General features: G+C 68.6%; 25 protein-coding genes. All 25 read left to right on the top strand.

Annotated elements, in window-relative coordinates:
* Positions 1–212 precede the first annotated feature (212 nt).
* Positions 213–863: a 50S ribosomal protein L10 gene (rplJ, locus tag VGH85_15535; protein HEY2175218.1), complete on the top strand. Its 651-nt coding sequence runs from the start codon at positions 213–215 to the stop codon at positions 861–863.
* A gap of 64 nt (positions 864–927) precedes the next feature.
* On the top strand, positions 928–1,314 hold the full coding sequence (rplL, locus tag VGH85_15540) for a 50S ribosomal protein L7/L12 (GenBank protein ID HEY2175219.1): 387 nt from the start codon (positions 928–930) through the stop codon (positions 1,312–1,314).
* Between the two features lie 357 nt (positions 1,315–1,671).
* On the top strand, positions 1,672–5,124 hold the full coding sequence (locus VGH85_15545; GenBank protein HEY2175220.1) for a DNA-directed RNA polymerase subunit beta: 3,453 nt from the start codon (positions 1,672–1,674) through the stop codon (positions 5,122–5,124).
* An 81-nt stretch (positions 5,125–5,205) separates the two neighbouring features.
* Positions 5,206–9,099 carry a DNA-directed RNA polymerase subunit beta' gene (locus tag VGH85_15550; protein HEY2175221.1) on the top strand — a complete coding sequence of 1,298 codons (3,894 nt, stop codon included), beginning with the start codon at positions 5,206–5,208 and terminating at the stop codon, positions 9,097–9,099.
* Between the two features lie 119 nt (positions 9,100–9,218).
* Positions 9,219–9,821: a methyltransferase gene (locus tag VGH85_15555; protein ID HEY2175222.1), complete on the top strand. Its 603-nt coding sequence runs from the start codon at positions 9,219–9,221 to the stop codon at positions 9,819–9,821.
* 223 nt (positions 9,822–10,044) lie between these two features.
* The gene (gene rpsL, locus VGH85_15560) at positions 10,045–10,419 is read left to right on the top strand and encodes a 30S ribosomal protein S12 (protein ID HEY2175223.1); all 375 of its coding nucleotides are present in this window, start codon (positions 10,045–10,047) and stop codon (positions 10,417–10,419) included.
* A complete protein-coding gene (gene rpsG / locus VGH85_15565; GenBank protein ID HEY2175224.1) occupies positions 10,419–10,889 on the top strand; it encodes a 30S ribosomal protein S7 in 471 nt (156 codons plus the stop codon). The genes rpsL and rpsG overlap by 1 nt, the downstream gene beginning before the upstream one ends.
* A 63-nt stretch (positions 10,890–10,952) precedes the next feature.
* Positions 10,953–13,055: an elongation factor G gene (gene fusA / locus VGH85_15570; GenBank protein ID HEY2175225.1), complete on the top strand. Its 2,103-nt coding sequence runs from the start codon at positions 10,953–10,955 to the stop codon at positions 13,053–13,055.
* Positions 13,056–13,181: 126 nt separating this feature from the next.
* Positions 13,182–14,375 carry an elongation factor Tu gene (gene tuf, locus VGH85_15575; protein ID HEY2175226.1) on the top strand — a complete coding sequence of 398 codons (1,194 nt, stop codon included), beginning with the start codon at positions 13,182–13,184 and terminating at the stop codon, positions 14,373–14,375.
* Positions 14,376–14,487: 112 nt separating this feature from the next.
* On the top strand, positions 14,488–14,793 hold the full coding sequence (rpsJ, locus tag VGH85_15580) for a 30S ribosomal protein S10 (protein ID HEY2175227.1): 306 nt from the start codon (positions 14,488–14,490) through the stop codon (positions 14,791–14,793).
* Between the two features lie 14 nt (positions 14,794–14,807).
* On the top strand, positions 14,808–15,476 hold the full coding sequence (rplC, locus tag VGH85_15585) for a 50S ribosomal protein L3 (GenBank protein ID HEY2175228.1): 669 nt from the start codon (positions 14,808–14,810) through the stop codon (positions 15,474–15,476).
* Positions 15,473–16,165, top strand: a complete 693-nt coding sequence (gene rplD / locus VGH85_15590; protein HEY2175229.1) for a 50S ribosomal protein L4 — start codon at positions 15,473–15,475, stop codon at positions 16,163–16,165. The genes rplC and rplD overlap by 4 nt, the downstream gene beginning before the upstream one ends.
* Positions 16,162–16,458 (top strand): 50S ribosomal protein L23, encoded by a 297-nt coding sequence (gene rplW, locus VGH85_15595; GenBank protein HEY2175230.1) that lies wholly within the window; start codon positions 16,162–16,164, stop codon positions 16,456–16,458. Before rplD ends, rplW begins: the two co-directional genes overlap by 4 nt.
* A 30-nt stretch (positions 16,459–16,488) precedes the next feature.
* Positions 16,489–17,322 carry a 50S ribosomal protein L2 gene (gene rplB, locus VGH85_15600; protein ID HEY2175231.1) on the top strand — a complete coding sequence of 278 codons (834 nt, stop codon included), beginning with the start codon at positions 16,489–16,491 and terminating at the stop codon, positions 17,320–17,322.
* Positions 17,323–17,364: 42 nt separating this feature from the next.
* On the top strand, positions 17,365–17,646 hold the full coding sequence (rpsS, locus tag VGH85_15605; GenBank protein HEY2175232.1) for a 30S ribosomal protein S19: 282 nt from the start codon (positions 17,365–17,367) through the stop codon (positions 17,644–17,646).
* Between the two features lie 61 nt (positions 17,647–17,707).
* On the top strand, positions 17,708–18,208 hold the full coding sequence (gene rplV / locus VGH85_15610) for a 50S ribosomal protein L22 (GenBank protein HEY2175233.1): 501 nt from the start codon (positions 17,708–17,710) through the stop codon (positions 18,206–18,208).
* Entirely contained in the window at positions 18,208–19,080 is an 873-nt protein-coding gene (gene rpsC / locus VGH85_15615; GenBank protein ID HEY2175234.1) for a 30S ribosomal protein S3, read from the top strand. Before rplV ends, rpsC begins: the two co-directional genes overlap by 1 nt.
* Positions 19,081–19,083: 3 nt before the next feature.
* Entirely contained in the window at positions 19,084–19,503 is a 420-nt protein-coding gene (rplP, locus tag VGH85_15620; protein HEY2175235.1) for a 50S ribosomal protein L16, read from the top strand.
* Positions 19,503–19,736 carry a 50S ribosomal protein L29 gene (rpmC, locus tag VGH85_15625; protein HEY2175236.1) on the top strand — a complete coding sequence of 78 codons (234 nt, stop codon included), beginning with the start codon at positions 19,503–19,505 and terminating at the stop codon, positions 19,734–19,736. Before rplP ends, rpmC begins: the two co-directional genes overlap by 1 nt.
* Entirely contained in the window at positions 19,733–20,014 is a 282-nt protein-coding gene (gene rpsQ, locus VGH85_15630) for a 30S ribosomal protein S17 (GenBank protein HEY2175237.1), read from the top strand. The genes rpmC and rpsQ overlap by 4 nt, the downstream gene beginning before the upstream one ends.
* A gap of 105 nt (positions 20,015–20,119) precedes the next feature.
* The gene (gene rplN / locus VGH85_15635; GenBank protein ID HEY2175238.1) at positions 20,120–20,488 is read left to right on the top strand and encodes a 50S ribosomal protein L14; all 369 of its coding nucleotides are present in this window, start codon (positions 20,120–20,122) and stop codon (positions 20,486–20,488) included.
* 20 nt (positions 20,489–20,508) lie between these two features.
* A complete protein-coding gene (gene rplX, locus VGH85_15640) occupies positions 20,509–20,823 on the top strand; it encodes a 50S ribosomal protein L24 (GenBank protein HEY2175239.1) in 315 nt (104 codons plus the stop codon).
* Positions 20,824–20,825: 2 nt separating this feature from the next.
* Complete coding sequence (gene rplE, locus VGH85_15645) at positions 20,826–21,416, top strand: 50S ribosomal protein L5 (GenBank protein ID HEY2175240.1); 591 nt, start codon at positions 20,826–20,828, stop codon at positions 21,414–21,416.
* Positions 21,417–21,419: 3 nt separating this feature from the next.
* Positions 21,420–21,605 (top strand): type Z 30S ribosomal protein S14, encoded by a 186-nt coding sequence (locus VGH85_15650; protein HEY2175241.1) that lies wholly within the window; start codon positions 21,420–21,422, stop codon positions 21,603–21,605.
* A 70-nt stretch (positions 21,606–21,675) separates the two neighbouring features.
* A complete protein-coding gene (gene rpsH, locus VGH85_15655) occupies positions 21,676–22,086 on the top strand; it encodes a 30S ribosomal protein S8 (GenBank protein ID HEY2175242.1) in 411 nt (136 codons plus the stop codon).
* The last annotated feature ends 11 nt before the right edge of the window (positions 22,087–22,097 follow it).

The raw sequence follows: 22,097 nt of genomic DNA on the forward strand, positions 1-22,097 counted from the left end.
CCGGGGGTCACCACCACGTACGCTGATTGACGATCCAACCGAAGACCGCTGGTTGCCGGGCACGCCCGGCCGAAGGTCCCTCCGGGGCGGCCCGCGCAGGATGGACGGAGTTGAGCGGTGCGTCCCGCACCGTCTTGCGCCCCGTGCCCTGCGCCGGGGCGTTTTGCCTCTCCCGGGCCCGTCGATGCCGGCCCGACGATGAGAGGAGGCCCGTGGCGCAACCCGACAAGGTCGCCGCCGTCGCCGAGCTGAGCACTCGCTTCCGTGACGCGTCCGCGGCCCTGCTGACCGAATACCGCGGCCTGACCACCGCGCAGCTGACCGAGCTGCGACGGGACCTCGGGTCCACCACGACGTACGCCGTGGTCAAGAACACCCTGACGAGGCGGGCTGCCGGCGATGCCGGTCTCGCCGAACTCGGGGAGCTGCTCAGCGGTCCGACGGCTATCGCCTTCGTCCAGGGTGACCCGGTCGAGGCGGCCAAGGGACTGCGTGACTTCGCCCGGGCCAATCCGACCCTGATCATCAAGGGCGGAGTGGTCGACGGCACGCCGCTGTCCGCGCAGGAGATCGGCCGGCTGGCCGACCTCGAGTCCCGCGAGGTGCTACTCGGCAAGCTCGCCGGGGCGATGATGGCGAACCTGTCCAAGGCGGCTGGGCTCTTCCAGGCCCCGCTCTCGCAGATGGCGCGGCTGGCCGCGGCACTGCAGGAGAAGCTCCCTGCAGAGAACACCGCAGCCGACGACACCGCAGCCGAGACCGCCGAGGCCCCCCCGGCCGACGCCACCGCTGCCGACTCCGCTCCGGCCGAGGCTGCTGCCGACGCCGCTCCGGCCGAGGCGCCGACCGACACCGCGGGCTGACGCCCGTCCACCCACGCCGCCCGGGATCGACCCACGGCACACCGTAGGAAGGAACGCCGCAACCATGGCGAAGATGAGCACCGACGACCTGCTCGACCAGTTCAAGGACATGACGCTGCTCGAGCTGTCCGAGTTCGTGAAGCAGTTCGAAGAGACGTTCGACGTCACCGCCGCCGCCCCGGTGGCCGCCGCCGCCGCGGCCCCCGCGGCCGCCGGTGAGGCCGAGGCGCCCGCCGAGCAGGACGAGTTCGACGTGATCCTCGAGGGCGCCGGCGACAAGAAGATCCAGGTCATCAAGGAGGTGCGGTCGCTCACGAGCCTGGGCCTGAAGGAGGCCAAGGATCTCGTCGACGGCGCCCCCAAGCCCGTGCTGGAGAAGGTCAACAAGGAAGGCGCCGAGAAGGCCAAGGAGGCCCTCGAGAAGGCCGGCGCCACCGTTTCGGTCAAGTAACCGACCACCGGCCACACCCGGGCCGGGTCCTGCCGCCTCGACCGCGGCGGGATCTCGGACTGCATCTCGAGGGGTGGCCGCCGGTACGCCGGTGGCCACCCCCGAGGTCGGTCCAGGCCCGGTATGCCGTCCATCACCCGCGGTGTCCGAATCCAGCGCCGGAATCCGGTGGGGAAATGCTTGACGATCCGCCCGCGCGGAGTCAGGCTAGTTCTCACGGTGACTCGAATCGGCGCCGTAATTTGGGGCGCGCCTCGACAGCAGTGGCGGCTGTGGCTACACTGCTAGTTTGCGCTGCCCTCATTTCTGCTGTCCGCTTGACGCGGACCGTCTGGGCTGCGCGCGAACAGCCGGCGCATGTCCTCGGAAGGACACATCTTGGCAGTCTCCCGCTCCGCCCAGACCACTCTGCAAGCCCCGTCCAGTATTCCCGGCGCACCGCCCCGGATCTCCTTCGCCAAGATCCGTGAGCCGCTCGAAGTCCCGAACCTTCTCGCCCTGCAGACCGGTTCCTTCGACTGGCTGATCGGCGCCGAGTCCTGGCGTACCCGCGTCGAGGAGGACATCGCAAGCGGCCTCGAGGAGATTCTCGGCGAGATCTCCCCGATCGAGGACTTTTCGGGATCCATGTCCCTGTCCTTCTCCAACCCGCGCTTCGAGGACGTGAAGGCGCCGGAGGAGGAGTGCAAGGACAAGGACATGACCTACTCGGCTCCGCTGTTCGTCACGGCGGAGTTCATGAACAACTCCACCGGGGAGATCAAGAGCCAGACCGTCTTCATGGGTGACTTCCCCATGATGACCAGCAAGGGCACCTTCATCATCAACGGCACCGAGCGGGTCGTCGTGTCCCAGCTCGTCCGGTCGCCGGGGGTCTACTTCGACAAGGCCCTCGACAAGACGTCGGACAAGGACGTCTTCAGCTGCAAGGTCATCCCGAGCCGGGGCGCCTGGCTCGAGTTCGACGTCGACAAGCGCGACACCGTCGGCGTGCGGATCGACCGCAAGCGCCGCCAGCCGGTCACCGTGCTGCTCAAGGCCCTCGGCTGGACCGAGGAGCGCATCCGGGAGCGGTTCACCTGGTCCCCGGCGATGATCGCCACGCTCGACAAGGACCACATCGCCACCCAGGACGAGGCGCTGCTCGACATCTACCGCAAGCTCCGCCCGGGTGAGCCGCCGACGCGGGAGAGCGCGCAGACGCTGCTGGACAACCTGTTCTTCAACGCCAAGCGTTACGACCTGGCCAAGGTCGGCCGGTACAAGGTCAACAAGAAGCTCGAGCTCGACCTGCCGACCACGCGGGGCGTGCTGACCGAGGACGACATCCTCGGCACGATCGAGTACGTCGTCCGGCTGCACGCCGGTGAGGACGGCTACGAGGTCGACGACATCGACCACTTCGGCAACCGCCGGCTGCGCACCGTCGGGGAGCTGATCCAGAACCAGGTCCGGGTCGGGCTCTCCCGCATGGAGCGGGTCGTCCGGGAGCGGATGACCACCCAGGACGTCGAGGCGATCACGCCGCAGACCCTGATCAACATCCGCCCTGTCGTGGCGTCCATCAAGGAGTTCTTCGGGACGTCGCAGCTGTCGCAGTTCATGGACCAGACCAACCCGCTCGCGGGCCTGACCCACAAGCGCCGGCTCTCGGCGCTCGGGCCGGGCGGTCTGTCCCGGGAGCGGGCCGGCTTCGAGGTCCGCGACGTCCACCCGTCCCACTACGGCCGGATGTGCCCGATCGAGACGCCGGAGGGCCCGAACATCGGCCTGATCGGCTCGCTGTCGACGTTCGCCCGGGTCAACCCGTTCGGGTTCGTCGAGACGCCCTACCGCAAGGTCGTCAAGGGCCGGGTCACCGACCAGATCGACTACCTGACGGCCGACGAGGAAGACCGGCACGTCATCGCCCAGGCCAACGCCCCCCTCGATGAGAAGAACCACTTCGTCGAGGAGAAGGTGCTGGTCCGCAAGAAGGGTGGCGAGGTCGACCTGATCGACCCGACCGGGGTCGACTACATGGACGTGTCGCCGCGCCAGATGGTGTCGGTCGCCACGGCGATGATCCCGTTCCTGGAGCACGACGACGCCAGCCGGGCACTGATGGGCGCCAACATGCAGCGCCAGGCAGTTCCGCTGCTGCGCAGCGAGGCGCCCGTGGTGGGCACCGGCATGGAGCTGCGCGCCGCGGTCGACGCCGGTGACGTGGTCGTCGCCCGCAAGGCCGGCGTGGTCGAGGACATGTCCGCCGACTACCTGACCGTGATGGCCGACGACGGCACCCGGCAGACCTACCGGCTGCACAAGTTCCGCCGGTCCAACCAGGGCACCTGCATCAACCAGCGCCCGATCGTCAACGAGGGCGACCGCGTCGAGGAGGGCCAGGTCGTCGCCGACGGTCCCTGCACCGAAGACGGCGAGATGGCGCTCGGCAAGAACCTGCTCGTGGCGTTCATGCCGTGGGAGGGCCACAACTACGAAGACGCGATCATCCTGTCGCAGCGCCTGGTCCAGGACGACGTCCTCACCTCGATCCACGTCGAGGAGTACGAGGTCGACGCCCGGGACACCAAGCTCGGGCCGGAGGAGATCACCCGGGACATCCCGAACGTCTCCGAGGAGGTGCTCGCCGACCTCGACGAGCGCGGCATCATCCGCATCGGCGCCGACGTCGCCACCGGCGACATCCTGGTCGGCAAGGTCACGCCCAAGGGCGAGACCGAGCTGACCCCGGAAGAGCGGCTGCTGCGGGCGATCTTCGGTGAGAAGGCCCGGGAGGTCCGGGACACCTCGCTGAAGGTGCCGCACGGCGAGGGCGGCAAGGTCATCGGCGTCCGGGTGTTCAGCCGGGACGACGGCGACGAGCTGCCGCCGGGCGTCAACGAGCTCGTGCGGGTCTACGTCGCCCAGCGACGCAAGGTGCAGGACGGCGACAAGCTCGCCGGCCGGCACGGCAACAAGGGCGTCATCGGCAAGATCCTGCCCGTCGAGGACATGCCGTTCCTCGAGGACGGGACGCCGGTCGACATGGTGCTCAACCCGCACGGCGTGCCGCGGCGGATGAACATCGGTCAGATCCTCGAGACCCACCTCGGCTGGATCGCCGAGCAGGGGTGGAAGGTCGAGGGCAACCCGGAGTGGGCCGAACGGCTGCCCGAGGTGGCGCGCGAAGGCGCGCCGCAGACGCGGGCCGCCACGCCGGTCTTCGACGGTGCCCGGGAGAAGGAGATCGCCGGCCTGCTCGGGTCGACGCTCCCCAACCGGGACGGCGACCAGTTGGTCGGCACCGACGGGAAGGCCAAGCTGCTCGACGGCCGGACCGGCGAGCCGTTCCCCTACCCGGTGGCGGTCGGCCACATCTACATGCTCAAGCTGCTGCACCTGGTCGACGACAAGATCCACGCCCGGTCCACCGGCCCGTACTCGATGATCACCCAGCAGCCGCTGGGTGGTAAGGCGCAGTTCGGTGGTCAGCGCTTCGGGGAGATGGAGTGCTGGGCCATGCAGGCCTACGGCGCCGCCTACACCCTGCAGGAGCTGCTCACGATCAAGTCCGACGACGTCCTCGGCCGGGTCAAGGTCTACGAGGCCATCGTCAAGGGGGAGAACATCCCCGAACCGGGCATTCCAGAGTCGTTCAAGGTTCTGCTCAAGGAGCTGCAGTCGCTGTGCCTCAACGTCGAGGTGCTCTCCAGCGACGGCGTCTCGATCGAGATGAAGGACACCGACGAAGACGTCTTCCGCGCCGCGGAAGAGCTCGGAATCGACCTGTCCCGGCGCGAGCCGAGCAGCGTCGACGTCGACGGCTGATCGGGTACGGCGGCGCGGGCTGATCGCCTGCGCCGCCCGACCCCGGCCGGCCACCCGCTCACTGACCAAAGGACAACACACGTGCTGGACGTCAACTTCTTCGACGAACTGCGCATCGGCCTCGCGACCGCGGACGACATCCGTCAGTGGTCGCACGGCGAGGTCAAGAAGCCGGAAACCATCAACTACCGCACCCTCAAGCCGGAAAAGGACGGGCTCTTCTGCGAGAAGATCTTCGGCCCCACCCGGGACTGGGAGTGCTACTGCGGCAAGTACAAGCGGGTCCGCTTCAAGGGCATCATCTGTGAGCGCTGCGGCGTCGAGGTGACCCGGGCGAAGGTCCGCCGCGAGCGGATGGGCCACATCGAGCTGGCCGCACCGGTCACGCACATCTGGTACTTCAAGGGCGTCCCCAGCCGGTTGGGCTACCTGCTCGACCTGGCGCCGAAGGACCTCGAGAAGATCATCTACTTCGCCGCCTACCTCATCACCGCCGTCGACACCGACGCGCGGCACCGCGACATGTCCACGGTCGAGGCGGAGATCTCCGTCGAGCGCAAGCGGATCGAGGACAAGCGCGACGCCGACGTCGAGGCGCGGCAGAAGAAGCTCGAAGCCGACATGGCCGAGCTCGAGAACGAAGGCGCGAAGGCCGACGTACGCCGCAAGGTGCGCGAAGGTTCCGAGCGTGAGATGCGTCAGCTGCGCGACCGCGCCCAGCGCGAGCTGGACCGGCTCGAGGAGGTCATCGACACCTTCCGCAAGCTCGAGGTCAAGCAGCTGATCGCCGACGAGGGCCTCTACCGCGAGCTGCGCGACCGCTTCGGTGAGTACTTCGAGGGCGGCATGGGCGCCGAGGCGCTGCAGAAGCTCCTGGAGACCTTCGACCTCGACGCCGAGGGCGAGCTGCTGCGCGAGACGATCCGGTCCGGCAAGGGCCAGAAGAAGCTGCGTGCGCTGAAGCGGCTCAAGGTCGTCGCGTCGTTCCTCAACACGCGCAACTCGCCGATGGGCATGGTGCTCGACTGCGTCCCGGTGATCCCGCCGGACCTGCGCCCGATGGTGCAGCTCGACGGCGGCCGGTTCGCCACGAGCGACCTCAACGACCTCTACCGCCGGGTGATCAACCGCAACAACCGGCTCAAGCGGCTGCTCGACCTCGGTGCGCCCGAGATCATCGTCAACAACGAGAAGCGGATGCTGCAGGAGGCCGTCGACGCGCTGTTCGACAACGGTCGCCGCGGCCGTCCGGTCACCGGACCGGGCAACCGCCCGCTCAAGTCGCTTTCCGACATGCTCAAGGGCAAGCAGGGCCGCTTCCGGCAGAACCTGCTCGGTAAGCGGGTCGACTACTCCGGCCGGTCGGTGATCGTCGTCGGGCCGCAGCTCAAGCTGCACCAGTGCGGCCTGCCCAAGGGCATGGCGATCGAGCTGTTCAAGCCGTTCGTCATGAAGCGGCTGGTCGACCTCAACCACGCCCAGAACATCAAGTCCGCGAAGCGGATGGTGGAGCGGGTCCGCCCGGTCGTCTGGGACGTGCTGGAAGAGGTCATCACCGACCACCCGGTGCTGCTCAACCGGGCACCGACCCTGCACCGTCTCGGCATCCAGGCCTTCGAGCCGCAGCTGGTCGAGGGCAAGGCCATCCAGCTCCACCCGCTGGTGTGTGCCGCGTTCAACGCCGACTTCGACGGTGACCAGATGGCGGTGCACGTGCCGCTGTCGGCCGAGGCGCAGGCCGAGGCCCGGATCCTGATGCTGTCCAGCAACAACATCCTCTCGCCCGCCTCCGGGCGGCCGTTGGCGATGCCGAGCCTCGACCTCGTCACCGGGCTGTTCTACCTGTGCCGGATCGAGAACGGCGCCACCGGCGAGGGCCAGGTCTACTCCTCGGTCGCCGAGGCGATCATGGCGCGCGACGCCGGTGCCCTGGATCTGCAGGCGAAGATCAGCCTGCGGATGCCGGGCGACTCGGTTCCGCCGCGGGAGTGGACGCCTCCTGAGGACTGGGAGGCGGGCCAGCCGTTCCGGCTGGAGACGACTCTCGGCCGGGTGCTGTTCAACGAGTCGCTGCCGGTGGACTACCCGTTCGTCGACGACGACATGCCGAAGAAGCGTCAGGCGGCGATCGTCAACGACCTCGCCGAGCGCTACCCCCGGGTGACCGTCGCGGCCACCCTGGACGCGCTCAAGGAGGCCGGCTACCACTGGGCCACCCGCTCGGGTGTCACGGTGGCGATCGACGACGTCGTCGTCCCGGCGAGCAAGCAGCAGATCCTCGAGCGCTACGAGACGCAGGCCGACAAGGTCCAGCGTCAGTACGAGCGCGGTGTGATCACCGACGAGGAGCGCCGCCAGGAGCTGGTGGAGATCTGGAACCGCGCCACCAACGAGGTCGGCAAGGAGATGGAGGCCGGCTTCCCTGCCGACAACCCGCTCTACCTGCTGGTGCACTCGGGTGCGGCCGGAAACATGATGCAGGTCCGGCAGCTGGCCGGCATGAAGGGACTCGTCGCCAACCCCAAGGGCGAGATCATTCCCCGGCCGATCAAGACCAACTTCCGTGAGGGCCTGTCCGTGCTGGAGTACTTCATCTCCACGCACGGCACCCGTAAGGGGCTGGCCGACACCGCGCTGCGGACGGCCGACTCCGGGTACCTCACCCGGCGGCTGGTCGACGTCAGCCAGGACGTGATCATCCGCGAGGAGGACTGCGGCACGGATCGCGGCGTCGCCATGACGATCGCGCACACCCAGCCGGACGGGTCGTTGGTGAAGGACCCGCACGTGGAGACGAGTCTCTACGCGCGCTCCCTCGCCGAGGACGCGACCGACGCCAAGGGCAACGTCGTCGTCCCCGGCGGCACCGACCTCGGCGACGTCGTCATCGACCAGCTGGTCGCGGGCGGGGTCACCTCGGTCCGGGTGCGGTGCGTGCTGACCTGCGAGTCGGCGCTCGGCTGCTGTGCGGTCTGCTACGGCCGTTCGCTGGCGACCGGCAAGCTCGTCGACGTCGGCGAGGCGGTCGGCATCATCGCCGCCCAGTCGATCGGCGAGCCCGGCACGCAGCTGACCATGCGGACGTTCCACACCGGCGGTGTGTCCGGTGAGGACATCACGCACGGCCTTCCGCGGGTCGTCGAGCTGTTCGAGGCCCGGGTTCCCAAGGGCAAGGCGCCGATCGCCGACGTCAGCGGCCGGATCCGCATCGAGGAGACCGACAAGGCGCTGAAGATCGTCATCGTTCCCGATGACGGCAGCGAAGAGGTGGTCTACGACAAGATCAGCCGCCGGGCCCGGCTCCGGGTCTCCGACGACGGTCACGTCGACGTCGGTCAGCAGCTGACCGAGGGCGCCGTCGACCCGCACGAGGTGTTGCGGGTGATGGGTCCGCGCGAGGTGCAGCTGCACCTGGTCCGCGAGGTCCAGGAGGTCTACCGGTCGCAGGGTGTGCAGATCCACGACAAGCACATCGAGGTCATCGTCCGCCAGATGCTCAAGCGGGTGACGGTCATCGACTCCGGTGCCACCGAGTTCCTCCCCGGTTCGCTCGCCGAGCGCACCCAGTTCGAGGGGGAGAACCGTCGGGTGGTGGCCGAGGGCGGCGACCCGGCCTCCGGCCGGCCGGTGCTCATGGGCATCACCAAGGCCTCGCTGGCCACCGAGTCGTGGCTGTCCGCGGCGTCGTTCCAGGAGACGACGCGGGTGCTCACCGACGCGGCGATCCAGGCCAAGAGCGACTCGCTGGTCGGTCTGAAGGAGAACGTCATCATCGGCAAGCTCATCCCGGCCGGTACCGGCATCAGCCGCTACCGCAACATCCGGGTCGAGCCCACCGAGGAGGCGCGCGCCCAGGTCTACTCCATGCCGGGGTACGGCGAGGGCGAGTACTACGACGGCTCGACCTTCGGCAACAGCGGCGGGCAGGCCGTCCCGCTGGACGACTTCGACTACCGCAACGAGTACAACCGGTAGCCGTCGACGCAGCGCAGGACCAGGGGCCGGGCATCCATCGGGTGCCCGGCCCCTGGCGTGTCCGCTGCCATGTCTCCTGTCGCGTCGTCCTCCACGGGCGGCGTTCCTAGACTCGCGGTGTGTCGCATTACTTCGACCAGGAGCCGGGGGCCGGGCACCGGGCCGGCACGGTGACGGTCCCGGTCGACGGCCGGGACCTCACACTGGCGACCGACCGCGGCGTGTTCTCTGCGGACCGCCTCGACCCCGGCACGGCCGTGCTGCTCGACCTGGTGCCCCGCCCGCCGGCCGGGGGCGACCTGCTCGACCTCGGCTGCGGCTACGGGCCGATCGCGCTGACGATGGCCGCCCGGGCGCCGGGGGCCACCGTCTGGGCGGTCGACGTCAACGAACGGGCCCGCCGGCTGTGCGCGGACAACGCCGCCGCGGCGGGCCTCTCCAACGTGCGGGTGTGCGGCCCGGACGAGGTGCCGGGGCAGGTGCGGTTCGCGGCCATCTGGTCCAACCCGCCGATCCGGATCGGGAAGGACGCCCTGCACGACCTGCTCCGGCACTGGCTGGCCCGCCTGGCCGGCGACGGTGCGGCGTACCTTGTCGTGCAGAAGCACCTGGGGTCGGACTCGCTGCAGCGCTGGCTCGGGGAGGCCGGCTGGCCGACCGAACGGGTGGGCTCGCGGCGGGCCTTTCGGGTGCTCGGCGCCCGCCCCGACCCCCTGCTTTGACCGCTGCCGCGCAGTCCAGTAGCCTTGATCCTCGTGCCCGGGTTCATCCGGGCCGTCCCGCGCGCCCGGCCTCGGTCGCGGCCGCGTGAGCCTACTGGTCCACCCTCTCGATTCGATGTGAGTGGGCTGCGGTCCGGGCGACACACCCGACCGCGGGGGTCGGTAGGCAGCCTGTCAGGCGACGACACGAGAACGAGTTCGATGAGGGAGACGCAGGCCGCTCATGCCCACTATCCAGCAGCTGGTCCGCAAGGGCCGCCAGGACAAGCTGGGAAAGACCCAGACCGCCGCGCTCAAGGGCAGCCCCCAGCGCCGCGGGGTGTGCACCCGCGTCTTCACCACGACGCCTAAGAAGCCCAACTCGGCGCTCCGCAAGGTCGCCCGGGTCCGGCTGACGAGCGGGGTGGAGGTCACGGCCTACATCCCGGGCGTCGGGCACAACCTGCAGGAGCACTCGATCGTCCTGGTCCGTGGTGGCCGGGTCCGGGACCTGCCCGGGGTGCGCTACAAGATCATCCGCGGCTCGCTGGACACCCAGGGTGTCCGTAACCGCAAGCAGGCCCGCAGTCGTTACGGCGCGAAGAAGGAGAAGAGCTAATGCCTCGCAAGGGTCCGGCGGCGCGCCGTCCTGTCGTCATCGACCCGGTCTACGGGTCGCCGCTGGTGACGAGCTTGATCAACAAGGTGCTGACCGGTGGGAAGAGATCGGTCGCCGAACGCATTGTGTATGGAGCGCTCGAAGGCGCCCGGGACAAAAGCGGCTCCGACCCCGTGGTCACCCTCAAGCGGGCACTGGACAACGTCAAGCCGACGCTGGAGGTGCGCAGCCGCCGGGTCGGTGGCGCCACCTACCAGGTGCCGGTCGAGGTCCGTCCCTCGCGGAGCACCACGCTGGCGCTGCGCTGGTTGATCCAGTACAGCCGGGCGCGCCGCGAGAAGACCATGACCGAGCGGCTCATGAACGAGCTGCTCGATGCGAGCAACGGCCTCGGGGCGAGCGTCAAGCGCCGCGAGGACACCCACAAGATGGCCGAGAGCAACAAGGCCTTCGCCCACTACCGCTGGTAGCGGGCGGCACGCACCGCCGCTGGCGGCGCGTTCCACCACCAGAACGAAGAGAGACGAATCGCAGTGGCTACCACCGTCGAGCACACGCTCGCCACGACCCGCAACATCGGGATCATGGCTCATATCGACGCGGGCAAGACCACCACGACCGAGCGGATCCTCTACTACACGGGGATCAACTACAAGATCGGCGAGGTGCACGAAGGCGCCGCGACGATGGACTGGATGGAGCAGGAGCAGGAGCGCGGCATCACGATCACGTCGGCCGCGACGAAGACCTCCTGGCGCGACCACACCATCAACATCATCGACACGCCCGGCCACGTCGACTTCACGGTCGAGGTCGAGCGGTCCCTGCGCGTCCTCGACGGCGCGGTCGCGGTCTATGACGCGGTCGCCGGCGTCGAGCCGCAGACGGAGAACGTCTGGCGGCAGGCGGACAAGTACGCCGTGCCGCGGATGTGCTTCGTCAACAAGATGGACCGGGTCGGCGCGGACTTCTTCCGCACCGTCGACATGATCGTCACCCGGCTCCATGCCGTCCCGCTGGTCCTGCAGCTGCCCTGGGGCACCGAGGCCGACTTCGTCGGCATCATCGACCTCATCACGATGAAGGGCCTGCGCTGGAACAGCGAGGACAAGGGCGCCAACTACGAGACCGTCGACATCCCGGCCGAGCTCGTCGAGCAGGCCCAGGAGTGGCGGCACAAGCTCGTGGAGACCCTCGCCGAGAACGACGACGAGGTCATGGAGGCCTACCTCACCGACGAGGACTCCATCACCATCGACGACATCCGGGCCGGCATCCGCCGGGCCACGATCGCGAGCGCACTCACTCCGGTGCTGTGCGGCTCGGCGTTCAAGAACAAGGGTGTCCAGCCGATGCTCGACGCGGTCGTCGACTACCTGCCCAGCCCGCTGGACGTGGAGTCGATCCGCGGCACCGCGCTCGACGGCGAGACCGAGGTACTCCGGCACGCCGACGAGAGCGAGCCGTTCTCCGCGCTGGCCTTCAAGGTCCAGACCGATCAGCACCTCGGCAAGCTCACCTACATCCGGGTCTACTCCGGTCAGGTGACCACCGGGTCTGCGGTCCTGAACTCCACGAAGGACCGCAAGGAGCGGATCGGCAAGATCTACCAGATGCACGCCAACAAGCGCGAAGAGCGCGCCGGCGTGGGTGCTGGACAGATCGTGGCGGTGGCGGGTCTGAAGCAGACCACCACCGGCGACACCCTCTCCGACGGTGACCACCCGGTGATCCTGGAGTCGATGACCTTCCCCGAGCCGGTCATTTCGGTGGCCATCGAGCCCAAGACCAAGGGCGACCAGGAGAAGCTGTCCACGGCGATCCAGAAGCTCGCCGAGGAGGACCCGACCTTCCAGGTGTTCCTCGACGACGAGACCGGCCAGACGATCATCAAGGGGATGGGCGAGCTCCACCTCGAGGTCCTCGTCGACCGGATGCGTCGGGAGTTCAAGGTCGAGGCCAACGTCGGCAAGCCGCAGGTGGCCTACCGCGAGACCATCCGCCGGACGGTGGAGAAGATCGACTACCTGCACAAGAAGCAGACGGGTGGATCGGGCCAGTTCGCGAAGGTCGTCGTCTCGCTCGAGCCGCTGGACACCGGCGCCGAGGGTGCGACGTACGAGTTCGAGAACAAGGTCACCGGCGGCCGGATCCCGCGGGAGTACATCCCGTCGGTGGACCAGGGCGCGCAGGAGGCCATGGGCTACGGCATTCTGGCGGGCTACCCGCTCGTCGGGATCAAGCTGACCCTGCTCGACGGCCAGTACCACGAGGTCGACTCGTCCGAGATGGCGTTCAAGATCGCCGGTTCGATGGTGCTCAAGGAGGCGGCACGCCGTGCCGACCCCGTGCTCCTCGAGCCGATGATGGCCGTCGAGGTCGTCACGCCCGAGGACTACATGGGTGATGTCATCGGCGACCTCAACTCCCGCCGGGGCAGCATCCAGGCGATGGAGGAGCGCACCGGCAGCCGTGTCGTCCGCGCGCTCGTGCCGTTGTCCGAGATGTTCGGCTACGTCGGCGACCTGCGGTCGCGGACCCAGGGCCGGGCGAGTTACAGCATGCAATTTGACTCCTACGCGGCGGTTCCCCAGAGCGTCGCCAAGGAGATCATCGCGAAGGCGACGGGAGAGTGAGCACATTGTCCAAGGGCTCCCGGAGCTCAGCACCAGATATCGCGAAGGCCACTGGCGACAAGCCGGGCCAGATCCCCGTCAGCACGTCATAGGGCGTACGAAGAACCAGTCCACAGGAGGAACCCAGTGGCGAAGGCGAAGTTCGAGCGGACGAAGCCGCACGTCAACATCGGCACCATCGGTCACATCGACCACGGCAAGACCACGCTGACCGCAGCGATTACCAAGGTCCTGCACGACAAGTATCCGGACCTCAACGAGTTCTCGCCGTTCGACAAGATCGACAACGCACCAGAAGAGCGTCAGCGCGGCATCACGATCTCGGTACAGCACGTCGAGTACCAGACCGAGAAGCGGCACTACGCCCACGTCGACTGTCCCGGTCACGCCGACTACATCAAGAACATGATCACCGGCGCGGCCCAGATGGACGGCGCGATCCTCGTGGTCGCGGCCACCGACGGGCCGATGCCCCAGACGAAGGAGCACGTGCTGCTCGCTCGTCAGGTCGGCGTGCCCTACATCGTGGTCGCGCTGAACAAGGCCGACATGGTCGACGACGAGGAGATCCTCGAGCTCGTCGAGCTCGAGGTCCGCGAGCTGCTCAGCGAGTACGAGTTCCCGGGTGACGACCTGCCGATCGTGCGGGTGTCGGCGCTCAAGGCGCTCGAGGGTGACGCCGAGTGGAGCGAGAAGGTCATGGAGCTCATGGCCGCCGTCGACGAGTCGATCCCCGAGCCGGTGCGCGACATCGACCGGCCGTTCCTCATGCCCATCGAGGACGTCTTCACGATCACCGGCCGCGGCACCGTCGTGACCGGCCGGGTCGAGCGTGGCGTGGTCAAGGTCAACGAGACCGTCGAGATCATCGGCATGAAGGAAGCGAAGCAGACGACGACCGTCACCGGCGTCGAGATGTTCCGCAAGCTGCTCGACCAGGGCCAGGCCGGCGACAACGTCGGGCTGCTGCTGCGCGGCACCAAGCGCGAGGACGTCGAGCGCGGCCAGGTCGTCAACAAGCCCGGCTCGATCACGCCGCACACCGCGTTCCAGGGCCAGGTCTACATCCTGTCCAAGGACGAGGGTGGCCGGCACACGCCGTTCTTCAACAACTACCGGCCGCAGTTCTACTTCCGCACCACCGACGTCACCGGCGTGGTGACCCTCCCCGAGGGCACCGAAATGGTGATGCCGGGTGACAACACCGAGATGAAGGTCGAGCTGATCCAGCCGATCGCCATGGAGGAAGGCCTGCGCTTCGCGATCCGCGAAGGCGGCCGGACCGTGGGGGCCGGTCGGGTCATCAAGATCGACAACTAGTCCGTATCCGGCGATGGTGGCCACCCGGCCGCCATCGCCGGTCGCGGAGCGCCACCCGAAGAGCGGCACCGACAACGGCCACTGACCAGCGGCCAGCGACAGCGAGGATGACATGGCGGGACAGAAGATCCGCATCCGGCTCAAGGCCTACGACCACGAGGCGATCGACGCATCGGCACGCAAGATCGTCGACACCGTGACGCGCACCGGCGCGCGGGTCGTCGGCCCTGTGCCGCTGCCGACCGAGAAGAACGTCTACTGCGTCATCCGCTCACCGCACAAGTACAAGGACAGCCGCGAACACTTCGAGATGCGCACGCACAAGCGGCTCATCGACATCGTCGACCCGACGCCGAAGACGGTCGATGCCCTCATGCGCATCGATCTGCCCGCCAGCGTCGACGTGAACATTCAGTAGGGGCGCGGACTCTCATGGCTCACGAGATCAAGGGCGTTCTGGGCGAAAAGCTCGGCATGACCCAGGTCTTCGACGACAACAACCGGATCGTCCCGGTGACCGTCGTCAAGGCCGGGCCGTGCCTGGTGACCCAGGTACGCACCCCCGACAAGGACGGCTACTCGGCCGTGCAGCTCGCGTTCGGCGCGATCGATCCCCGGAAGGTGACCAAGCCGGTCACCGGGCATTTCGCCAAGGCCGGGGTCACTCCGCGCCGGCACATCGCGGAGCTGCGCACCGACCACGCCGCCGACTACGAGGTCGGTCAGGAGATCGGCGCGGACGTCTTCGACGCCGGCGTGACGGTCGACGTGATCGGCACCAGCAGGGGCAAGGGAACCGCCGGCGTCATGAAGCGGCACGGTTTCCACGGCCTCAGCGCCTCCCACGGCACCCAGCGCAAGCACCGCTCGCCGGGCTCCATCGGCGGCTGCGCCACTCCAGGACGCGTCTTCAAGGGCGTGCGGATGGCCGGCCGGATGGGCCACGAGCGCACGACTGTGCTCGGCCTGACCGTGCACAAGGTTGACGCCGAGAACGGGCTGCTCCTGATCAAGGGCGCCGTACCTGGCCCGAACGGCGGGCTGGTCATGGTGCGCACCGCAGTGAAGGCCGATCTGGCGAAGGGTGGGGTGCCGCGATGAGCGAGGCAACTACTCGCACCGTGGAGGTCCGTACGCCCGCCGGTGCGGCCGACGGCAGTGTCGAGCTGCCCGCGGAGATCTTCGACGCGCAGGCGAACGTCGCCCTGATGCACCAGGTCGTGGTCGGCCAGCTCGCCGCGGCCCGGCAGGGCACCGCCAGCAGCAAGACGCGTGGCGACGTCCGCGGCGGCGGCGCGAAGCCCTACCGGCAGAAGGGCACCGGCCGGGCCCGGCAGGGTTCCACCCGGGCTCCGCAGTTCGCCGGTGGCGGCATCGTGCACGGGCCGACGCCCCGCAACTACAGCCAGAAGACGCCGAAGAAGATGAAGGCGGCTGCGCTGCGCGGAGCACTGTCGGACCGGGCCCGCGCGAGCCGGGTGCACGTGGTCACCGCGCTGGTGGAGGGGGACTCCCCGTCCACCAAGTCGGCCCTGGCCGTCCTGCGGTCGGTCGCCGAGTCGCGGCACCTCCTCGTGGTCGTCGACCGGCTCGACCTGTTGACCTGGAAGAGCCTGCGCAACGTGCCCGGCGTGCACCTGATCGACCCGGGCCAGCTCAACACCTACGACGTGCTGGTCAGCGACGACGTCGTCTTCACCAAGGCCTCGCTGGAGGCGTTCCTGGGCGGCAAGGCCAGCGCCGAGACGCCCGGCGACCAGACGCCGAGTGCTGAAGAGGAGCAGAAGTGATACCCGACCCGCGCGACGTGCTGCTCGCTCCGGTGATCTCGGAGAAGAGCTACGGGCTGCTCGACGAGAACAAGTACACGTTCCTCGTGCGCCCGGACGCCAACAAGACCCAGATCAAGATCGCGGTGGAGCAGGTCTTCAGCGTCCGCGTGGTCAACGTCAACACGAGCAACCGGCAGGGCAAGCGCAAGCGCACCCGCACCGGCTACGGCAAGCGCAACGACACCAAGCGCGCGATCGTGAGCCTCGTGCAGGGCGACCGGATCGAGATCTTCGGCGGTCCGGTCTCCTGACCGGCACACAGATAAGGGACTGAGGGCGACATGGCCATCCGCAAGTACAAGCCGACGACACCGGGACGTCGCGGCTCGTCGGTATCCGACTTCGTCGAGGTCACCCGCGACGAGCCGGAGAAGTCGCTGGTGCGGCCGCTGCACTCCAAGGGCGGGCGCAACGCCCACGGCCGCATCACGGTGCGCCACCAGGGCGGCGGCCACAAGCGCGCCTACCGGCTCATCGACTTCCGCCGGTCGGACAAGGACGGGGTGCCGGCCAAGGTCGCGCACATCGAGTACGACCCCAACCGCACCGCCCGGATCGCGCTGCTGCACTACGCCGACGGCGAGAAGCGCTACATCCTCGCGCCGTCGCGGCTGCGGCAGGGCGACCCGGTCGAGGCCGGCGCCCGCGCCGACATCAAGGCCGGCAACAACCTGCCGCTGCGCAACATCCCGACCGGCACGGTCGTGCACGCCATCGAGCTGCGGCCCGGCGGCGGCGCGAAGATCGCCCGCTCGGCCGGCTCGAGCGTGCAGCTGGTCGCCAAGGACGGCCCCTACGCCCAGCTGCGGATGCCCTCCGGGGAGATCCGCAACGTCGACGCCCGGTGCCGGGCGACGGTGGGCGAGGTCGGCAACGCCGAGCAGTCCAACATCAACTGGGGCAAGGCCGGCCGGATGCGGTGGAAGGGTCGCCGCCCGACCGTCCGCGGTGTCGCGATGAACCCGGTCGACCACCCGCACGGTGGCGGCGAAGGCAAGACCTCCGGTGGCCGGCACCCGGTCAACCCGCAGGGCAAGCCCGAGGGCCGGACCCGTCGGCACAAGCAGAGCGACGCGATGATCGTCCGTCGCCGTCGTAACAAGAAGAAGCGCTGATTCCGGTGACCATGCGAACCGGTCGAAAGGTATAGGGACTTCATGCCGCGCAGCCTGAAGAAGGGCCCATTCGTCGACGGACACCTGTTGGCGAAGGTGGACGGGCAGAACGAGAAGGGGACCAAGAACGTCATCCGGACCTGGTCCCGGCGTTCGACGATCATCCCGGACATGCTGGGCCACACGATCGCCGTGCACGACGGCCGCAAGCACGTTCCCGTGTTCGTGACCGAGGCCATGGTCGGGCACAAGCTCGGCGAGTTCGCGCCGACCCGGACGTTCCGCGGCCACATCCGCGACGACCGGCGGGCGCGGCGTGGCTGAGATGGCAGCGGGCGACCGGAGTCGTACGCCGAGAAGCAGGACCTAGGAGAGAGGAACGCGAATGGCAACCCAGGCGAGAAACGCGCGGGTCGACGACCTGCCGCGCGCCCGGGCGCGCGCGACGTATGTTCGAGTGACGCCGATGAAGGCGCGCCGAGTCGTCGACCTCATCCGGGGCCTGCCGGCCGATGAGGCGCTGGCGGTGCTGCGGTTCGCTCCGCAGGCCGCGAGTGAGCCGGTGGCCAAGGTGATCGCGAGCGCGGTCGCCAACGCCGAGCACAACCTCAAGCTCGACACCGACTCGCTGGTCGTGAGCGCGGCGTACGTCGACGAGGGCCCGATGCTCAAGCGCTTCCGGCCGCGTGCCCAGGGGCGCGCCTACCGGATCCGCAAGCGCACCAGCCACATCACCGTCGAGCTGGAGGCCATCGAGACCGACCGGCCGCAGCAGCGGTCGGGCGGCGGTCGCCGGTCCCGAGCAGCCACATCCACGCCCCCCGCCGCGGCGGGGCAGAGTGGTCCGTCCGAGCCGGCGGACCCGAATGCGAAGGGGGCCCAGTAGTGGGTCAGAAAGTCAACCCGCACGGGTTCCGACTCGGCATCACGACCGAGTGGAAGTCCCGCTGGTACGCCGACAAGCTCTACAAGGACTACGTCAAGGAAGACGTGGCCATCCGCAAGATGATGAGCCGCGGCATGGAGCGCGCCGGGATCTCCCGCGTCGACATCGAGCGCACCCGGGACCGGGTGCGGGTCGACATCCACACCGCCCGGCCGGGCATCGTGATCGGCCGCCGCGGCTCGGAGGCCGACCGCATCCGCGGTGAGCTGGAGAAGCTCACCAAGAAGCAGGTGCAGCTCAACATCCTCGAGGTGAAGAACCCCGAGGCCGACGCGCAGCTCGTCGCGCAGGGCGTGGCCGAGCAGCTCTCGAGCCGGGTCAACTTCCGGCGCGCGATGCGCAAGGCGATGCAGTCCGCGCTGAAGAGCCCGGGCGTCCGCGGCGTACGCGTGCAGTGTTCCGGCCGGCTCAACGGCGCGGAGATGTCCCGCTCGGAGTTCTACCGCGAGGGCCGGGTGCCGCTGCACACACTGCGGGCCAACATCGACTACGGCATGTACGAGGCGCGCACCACCTTCGGCCGGATCGGCGTGAAGGTGTGGATCTACAAGGGCGACGCCATGCAGCTGCGGGTCGAGCGCGACGCCGAGGCCGCCGCGCGTCAGCAGCGGCAGCGGCCCAGCCGGCCGCGTCGCTCCGGCGCGTCGGGTACGACGTCCAGCGGCACCGAGGCCGGTCGCGCCGCGGCGGCGGGGGAGAGCGCCCCGCCGGTCGCGTCCCCGCAGCCGGTCGCCGTCGCCGACCCCGAGGCGCCGGCCCCGGCTACGGCCGAGGGCGGTCCCACCACCAGCGGCACCGGACAGGAGGGCTGAGGCGTGCTGATCCCCCGCAGGACCAAGCACCGCAAGCAGCACCACCCGGGCCGCACCGGTGCGGCCAAGGGCGGCACGCGGGTGAGCTTCGGCGAGTACGGCATCCAGGCACTGGAGCCGGCCTACGTCACCAACCGGCAGATCGAGTCGGCGCGTATCGCGATGACCCGCCACATCAAGCGTGGCGGCAAGGTGTGGATCACCATCTACCCCGACCGGCCGATCACCAAGAAGCCGGCGGAGACCCGGATGGGCTCCGGTAAGGGGTCCCCGGAGTGGTGGGTGGCCAACGTCAAGCCGGGCCGGGTGATGTTCGAGCTGGCCGGTGTGGACGAGGACGTGGCCCGCGAGGCGATGCGCCGCGCGATCCACAAGCTTCCGATGAAGTGCCGGTTCGTCAGGCGCGAAGGTGGTGAGGCGTGATGGCAGCAGGAACTGCGCCGGCGGAGCTGCGCGCTCTCGACGACGACGAGCTGCTGATCCGGCTCCGGGAAGCGAAGGAGGAGCTGTTCAACCTCCGCTTCCAGGTGGCCACGGGTCAGCTCGACAACAACCGGCGGCTGCAGGCCATTCGCCGCGACATCGCGCGGATCTACACGATCATGCGTGAGCGCGAGCTCGGCCTGTCGGCAGCCCCGAGTGAAGGTGTGGCATGAGCGAGACGGAGACCGAGGCCCGGTCAGGACGCAACTACCGCAAGACGCGGACCGGCTACGTCGTCGGCGACAAGATGGACAAGACCGTGGTGGTCGAGGTCGAGGACCACGTCAAGCACGGTCTGTACGGCAAGATCATCCGTCGCACGAGCAAGCTCAAGGCGCACGACGAGCAGAACAGCTGTGGCGTGGGAGACCGGGTCCAGTTGATGGAGACCCGCCCGTTGTCGGCGACGAAGCGCTGGCGCGTGGTGGAGATCGTCGAGAAGGCGAAGTGAGCCGCGATGGCCGCCGCATCGCCCCCGCCGGGGTGCGTGCGGTCACCGTGAATCAGGAAAAGCAGCCATCGGCCGCACCGGCCGATGCAGTAGTCGGGAGTTGACGTGATCCAGCAGGAGTCGCGACTGCGTGTCGCCGACAACACCGGGGCCAAGGAGATCCTGTGCATCCGGGTGCTCGGCGGCTCCGGGCGGCGCTACGCCGGGATCGGCGACGTCATCGTCGGCACCGTGAAGGACGCGCTGCCCGGGGCCGGCGTGAAGCGCGGCGACGTCGTCCGCGCTGTGGTGGTCCGCACCGTGAAGGAGAAGCGTCGTCCCGACGGCTCCTACATCAGGTTCGACGAGAACGCCGCGGTCCTCATCCGCGAAGGCGGCGACCCGCGTGGCACCCGCATCTTCGGGCCGGTCGGCCGGGAACTGCGGGACAAGAAGTTCATGAGAATCATCTCGCTCGCGCCGGAGGTGTTGTGATGACGACGATTCGTCCGTCGATGAAGGTGAAGAAGGGCGACACGGTCGTCGTACTCGCCGGCAAGGACAAGGGCGCCAAGGGCAAGGTCCTGATGGCCTACCCCGCGCAGGGCCGCGTCCTGGTCGAGGGGGTGAACCGGGTCAAGAAGCACACCCGGATCACCAGTACCCAGCGCGGCGCCAAGGCCGGCGGGATCGTCACCCAGGAGGCGTCGATCCACGTGAGCAACGTGATGGTCGTCGACGCCGACGGCAACCCGGGCCGGGTCGGCTACAAAAAGGACGAGGACGGTCGCAACACCCGCGTGTCGCGCCGTACCGGTAAGGAACTGTGACGATGAGCGCCACCACACATGCCAACGCCGGCACTGCCGAGGCTCCGGCCGTGCCGCGGCTGAAGACGCGCTACCGCGAGGAGATCGGTCCGGAGCTCCGTAAGGAGTTCTCCTACGGCAACGCCATGCAGGTGCCCGGCCTGGTCAAGATCGTGGTCAACATGGGTGTCGGCGAGGCGGCCCGTGACGCCAAGCTGATGGACGGCGCGGTCCGCGACCTGTCCGCCATCACCGGGCAGAAGCCGCTGGTCCGCCGGGCCCGCAAGTCGATCGCGCAGTTCAAGCTGCGCGAGGGCATGCCGATCGGCGCGAGCTGCACCCTGCGGGGCAACCGCATGTGGGAGTTCCTCGACCGCCTGCTCACGCTCGCGCTGCCCCGGATCCGCGACTTCCGCGGGCTCTCGCCGCGGCAGTTCGACGGCCGGGGCAACTACACGTTCGGTCTCAACGAGCAGTCGATGTTCCACGAGATCAACATCGACCGGATCGACCGCCAACGCGGTATGGATATCACCGTCGTGACCAGCGCGACCACCGATGACGAGGGCCGGGCACTGCTCCGGCTGCTCGGCTTCCCGTTCAAGGAGAACTGACCGATGGCGAAGAAGGCCCTGGTCATCAAGGCCAACCGGACCCCGAAGTTCGCGGTACGCGCCTACACGCGCTGCCAGCGCTGCGGGCGCCCGCACTCGGTGCTCCGCAAGTTCGGCCTGTGTCGTATCTGTCTGCGCGAGATGGCGCACGCCGGCGAGCTGCCCGGCGTGACGAAGTCCAGCTGGTGACGATGTCCCGGATTCCCCTTCACCGAAGGCCCGCTACCTGCGGGAACCGCGGCGAGAAAGGCACGACCTCATGACCATGACCGACCCGATCGCAGACATGCTGACCCGTCTGCGCAACGCCAACACCGCCTATCACGACGAGGTGGTGATGCCGCACTCCAAGCTCAAGGTGCATGTCGCCGAGATCCTCCAGCAGGAGGGCTACATCGCCGGCTGGCGGGTGTCCGAACCCGAGCCGGACTCGCACCGGTTCAAGGAGCTCGTCGTCGACCTGAAGTACGGGCCGAACCGCGAGCGGAGCATCGCCGGCGTACGGCGGGTGTCGAAGCCGGGCCTGCGGGTCTACTGCAAGTCCACCTCGCTGCCCCGGGTCCTCGGTGGACTCGGCGTGGCGATCATCTCGACGTCAACGGGTCTGCTGACCGATCGGCAGGCCGCCAAGCGGAAAGTAGGCGGGGAAGTCCTCGCCTACGTCTGGTAAGGGAGGACAGC

It is taken from the genome of Mycobacteriales bacterium, from assembly GCA_036497565.1.
Taxonomy (GTDB): domain Bacteria; phylum Actinomycetota; class Actinomycetes; order Mycobacteriales; family QHCD01; genus DASXJE01.